This is a genomic window from Mesorhizobium sp. M7A.F.Ca.CA.003.01.2.1 (assembly GCF_003998945.1).
GTDB classification, from domain to species: domain Bacteria; phylum Pseudomonadota; class Alphaproteobacteria; order Rhizobiales; family Rhizobiaceae; genus Mesorhizobium; species Mesorhizobium ciceri.
Genome location: NZ_RZRA01000511.1, coordinates 1 through 4,011, shown reverse-complemented (window position 1 = coordinate 4,011; position 4,011 = coordinate 1). Strand labels below are relative to the sequence as shown.

5 protein-coding genes are annotated in these 4,011 nt (G+C 58.4%); all 5 read left to right on the top strand.

The features are described 5' to 3' along the window. Window positions 1-572, top strand: a 572-nt coding sequence (locus EN969_RS20010; protein WP_164758362.1) for an ATPase, T2SS/T4P/T4SS family, incomplete at its 5' end; no start/stop codon positions are given. Then, window positions 572-1,540 (top strand): type II secretion system F family protein, encoded by a 969-nt coding sequence (locus EN969_RS20005; protein ID WP_063170095.1) that lies wholly within the window; start codon window positions 572-574, stop codon window positions 1,538-1,540. The genes EN969_RS20010 and EN969_RS20005, both read left to right, overlap by 1 nt. Before the next feature lie 18 nt (window positions 1,541-1,558). Continuing rightward, window positions 1,559-2,509, top strand: a complete 951-nt coding sequence (locus tag EN969_RS20000) for a type II secretion system F family protein (protein ID WP_063170096.1) — start codon at window positions 1,559-1,561, stop codon at window positions 2,507-2,509. A 52-nt stretch (window positions 2,510-2,561) separates the two neighbouring features. Next, window positions 2,562-3,104, top strand: a complete 543-nt coding sequence (locus EN969_RS19995; RefSeq protein WP_063170097.1) for a tetratricopeptide repeat protein — start codon at window positions 2,562-2,564, stop codon at window positions 3,102-3,104. A gap of 1 nt (window position 3,105) precedes the next feature. Beyond that, window positions 3,106-3,645 (top strand): prepilin peptidase, encoded by a 540-nt coding sequence (locus tag EN969_RS19990; protein ID WP_063170098.1) that lies wholly within the window; start codon window positions 3,106-3,108, stop codon window positions 3,643-3,645. Window positions 3,646-4,011 lie beyond the last annotated feature (366 nt).

Genomic DNA, 4,011 nt, shown 5'->3' with positions numbered 1-4,011 from the left:
AACTGCAATTGCAGCAGCCGCATGTCGGCCGGCTCGAGACGCGCCCGCCCAATGTCGAGGGCAGGGGCGAGGTTCGCCAGCGCGAATTGCTGAAGAACGCGCTGCGCATGCGACCGGACCGCATCATCGTCGGCGAGGTGCGCGGCGAGGAAGCTTTCGACATGCTGCAGGCAATGAACACCGGCCACGAAGGCTCGATGACGACAATCCATGCCAACACGCCGCGCGATGCGATCTCGCGGCTGGAGCAGATGGTCGGCATGGCCGGCATGCCGATGACGCATGATTCGATCCGGGCGCAGATCGCCTCCGCCATCGACATCATCGTCCAGACACAGCGTCTCTCGGATGGCGGCAGGCGTGTCACCTCCATATCGGAACTGACCGGCATGGAGGGCAATGTCGTGCAGCTTCAGGAAATCTATCATTTCGTCCGCCGTGAGGTGACGGCCGAGGGCAAGGTCGTCGGAGACTTTCGCGCAACCGGTGTCCGTCCGCGCTTCGCTCCAGAGGCGGCGACGCTTGGCCATCATTTTGCCAAGGACGCCTTCAACCCGCAGGTTGCCCTCTGATGCCGACTGGTCAAGCTCTGCTATACTTCATCTACATGCTGGCGGCAGCCTCGGTCATCCTCGCCGGCGAAGCTCTTTATCTTTCATTTGCCGGCCGCCGCTCTCGGTCTCTAGCAGTCAATCGCCGATTGAAGCGGCTCGCTGGCGACGTCCCGGCCGAACAAACGCTACAGGGATTGCTGCGGGAGCGTGGCCTCACTGACTCCGGCGACTTTCTTTTTGGAATGGTGTGGCTGAACAGACTCTATACTCAATCCGGCATCACCGGAAATCCCCTGACGTTCGCCGCGACATTCCTGCTCGTCGGACTAGCGATGGCGTTGCTCCTGGTACTCTTCAATTTTTCCGCTTTGGCGTCGCTTCTTATCTTTCTGGTCGTAGGGCTTGTCCTGCCGCTTCTCGTCCTCCGGCGCGCCCGCAACAAGCGAATCCAGAAGTTTGCCAAACAGCTGCCGGACGCGCTCGACATGATCGTTCGTTCGCTGCGCGCCGGACACCCGGCTTCGGTCGCCATCGGTCTGGTCGCGCGCGAAATGCCGGATCCGCTCGGCACCGAGTTCGGCATCGTCTCCGATGAGATCACTTTCGGTCTCAGCATCGAGCAGGCTGTGCGAAAGCTTTCGCAGCGTGTCGGCTTCGAGGGTCTTCAGTTGCTGTCGGTATCCCTGTCGATCCAGGCCAAGACCGGCGGTAATTTGACCGAAATCTTGTCCAACCTATCCTCGGTACTGCGAGAAAGGCAAAAGCTTCGAATGAAAATTCGGGCGCTTTCCGCTGAAGGGCGCGTATCGGCCTGGATTATATCACTGTTTCCGCTCGTCATGTTCTTGATCCTTCAACTTCTTGCTCCCTCCTATTATGGAGGCGTGTGGCACGATCAGCTCATTTTCCCAGTCTTCACCGTATTCGGGGTGTGGGCTTTGTTGGGGGATTTCATCATGTATCGAATGGTTAATTTTGATTTCTAACAGGGGCGACGAATAAAATTGTTTTCGAATATTCAGGATCTGGGTTTCTTGGTATCTATCGTCGTGTTTGCGGCGGCGGCATCTTTTTTCCTGTTCGGTGCGCTCGTCTTCCTGCCGGCTCTGCAAACACGAAAGCTCGTCGCGCAGAGCCTGATGGGCGAAGGAATTACAGACCGCCGGTCAATGCTTGGACAGGACGTGCTTGCCAAGCTTGCGGCACAACGGCCAGTCGACGCCTACTTCAAGTCGATCGAAAAGGAGCGCGATGAGCCGAATGCTTTGGAGGCGAAGCTCTTTCGTGCCGGCTTTTACAAATCAAGTGCACCGCTGGTTTACACCCTGTCCCGTCTGGTTGCAGTCTGCATTGGGTTTTTGGCCATCTATGCCCTGCTGTCGCGGGTCCTTCCACCACAGCTGCCTGGTTTCATAACCTTTGCCGGCTCTGCTTTGTTCGGCCTGGCCTGCATGGTGATTCCGAGCATCATGCTCGATCGCTTCGAGAATGGTCAGAAACGAATCTATCGCCGTGCCTTTCCCGACTTCATGGACATGATGATCACATGCGCCGATGCAGGCATGAGCCTTGAGGCGGCGGTCGAACGTGTGAGTCACGAAATGGCTGCCACCCACAAGTGGCTGGGGATCCAACTGTCTATCATGAATTTGCAACTGCGCGCCGGCAAGCCGTTGCGGGAGGCGTTACGGGAACTCGCCGATCGCATAGGCCTTGAGGAGGCGCGGGCACTAGCGGTGCTGTTCCGGCAATCGGAAGAACTCGGCACCAGCCTCACCGATGCCTTGCGTGTTTATAGCGCCGAAATGCGCAGTCAGAGAATTCTGAGTGCCGAGGAGCGCGCCAATTCACTCCCGGTCAAGATGATGATTCCGTTGGGTCTCTGTATATTCCCAGTCGTGATGGTGGTGATCATGTTGCCGGTCATCATTCGCATGAGAGGCGTTTTCTTCTAGTTTAGTATATCATTTGGCCCTAATGTGAGTCGGGGGCCCAGGGGACGGACGTATGAAGAGGGTTATCGCGGCCGCGGCCTGTCTGCTCATGGCGGTGCTTGCCGGTTGCCAGACGGCGGACACAACCGACGGTGTCGTGCGCACCAACGAGCCGTCGAAGGGCGACGTGACGTCTTTTGGCGATGCTTTCGACGGACTGAAAACGGTCGGCGACGTCGAATACTATGCCTCGGACCAGGCGGTCGCGGAAGCCAAGAACCAGTTCCGCGCCGAGAATTACGGCAATGCCGGCGCACTGTTCTTCAAGGCGACGCAACTGGCACCCAATGATGGTAACGCCTGGATGGGGCTGGCCGCCTGCACCGACCGGATCCACCGCTTCGACCTGTCCGACCGGGCCTATGCCAGGGCCTTCAAGCTGGGCGGCGCGACGCCCGAATATTACAACAATGTCGGCTATTCCTACCTGCTGCGCGGCAAGTTACAGGATGCCCGCTCGAACTTCCTCAAGGCTTACGAGCTGGCGCCCAACGACCCGACCGTCGCCAACAATCTGAAGCTTTTGTCGTCAAGCGTGCAGAACGTCGAGCGCTAGCATGTTGCTTGCCGAAGCGCTGCTGCTGAAGGTGCTCGCAATCCCTCTGCTGGCCAGGATTGCCTGGCTCGATTTCACCACCCAGAAAATTTCCAATCGCGACGTGCTGCTGCTGCTCTGTCTGGGCGCCGGGGGCCTGCTGTTGCTGTCGCTCCAATCCGGGTCGTGGTGGGACATGGGACTGAGCACCAGTGCAGGGCTTCTGTTGTTCGTCGCGCTCTTGCCCTTCTGGGCCTTGCGCAAGATCGGCGCCGGCGATGTCAAGCTGATAGCAGTCGTGCCCTTCCTGATCAGCGGCAGCGGTCTCGCGGTGTTTTCGGTGCTGCTCCTGGTTTTCGCCTTGGCCACTGCCGCGATCGTGAAAAACCCATTCCTGCTGCCGGCGGGCGCTTTTCGGCTCATCGTCCAGCATCTGGACCGCAAGGGGGTGGTGCCGTTCGGCGTGCCGACCTCGCTGGCCGCGATCTGTACGCTGGCGTTCCTGATCTACAAGAGCTTGATCCTGGCGAGCAGTTCTGGGATCCTCAATCAGCTCAACTGACCTCGACAGTTCGCGCGGCTGAACGCGCTGCGATCGACACTTCCCCGAAGCCTTCGCCGGCGCGTTGGCTGACGGAACAAACGAAAACCCGCCTGTGCGGCGGGTCACTGGCGCAAATCAGCACCATGGACAAAAATGTACCATAGCTGAGTGCAGGGAGTCAAGAAAAAATTCCTATCAGGTTGATGGCTAGATAAACAATCACAGGGAGAAGGCAGCATGGCACTTCACCTTTCGGCGGATGCTCCGGTCTCGGTCGCGGCGCCTCCACAGAAATATCTATTTGGTCCGTTCATCGATTTTTTCATGCTCGGCGGGAGCGCGTTCCTGATCCTGCCGATCCTGTTCTTTGTGCCTCTTAGATAC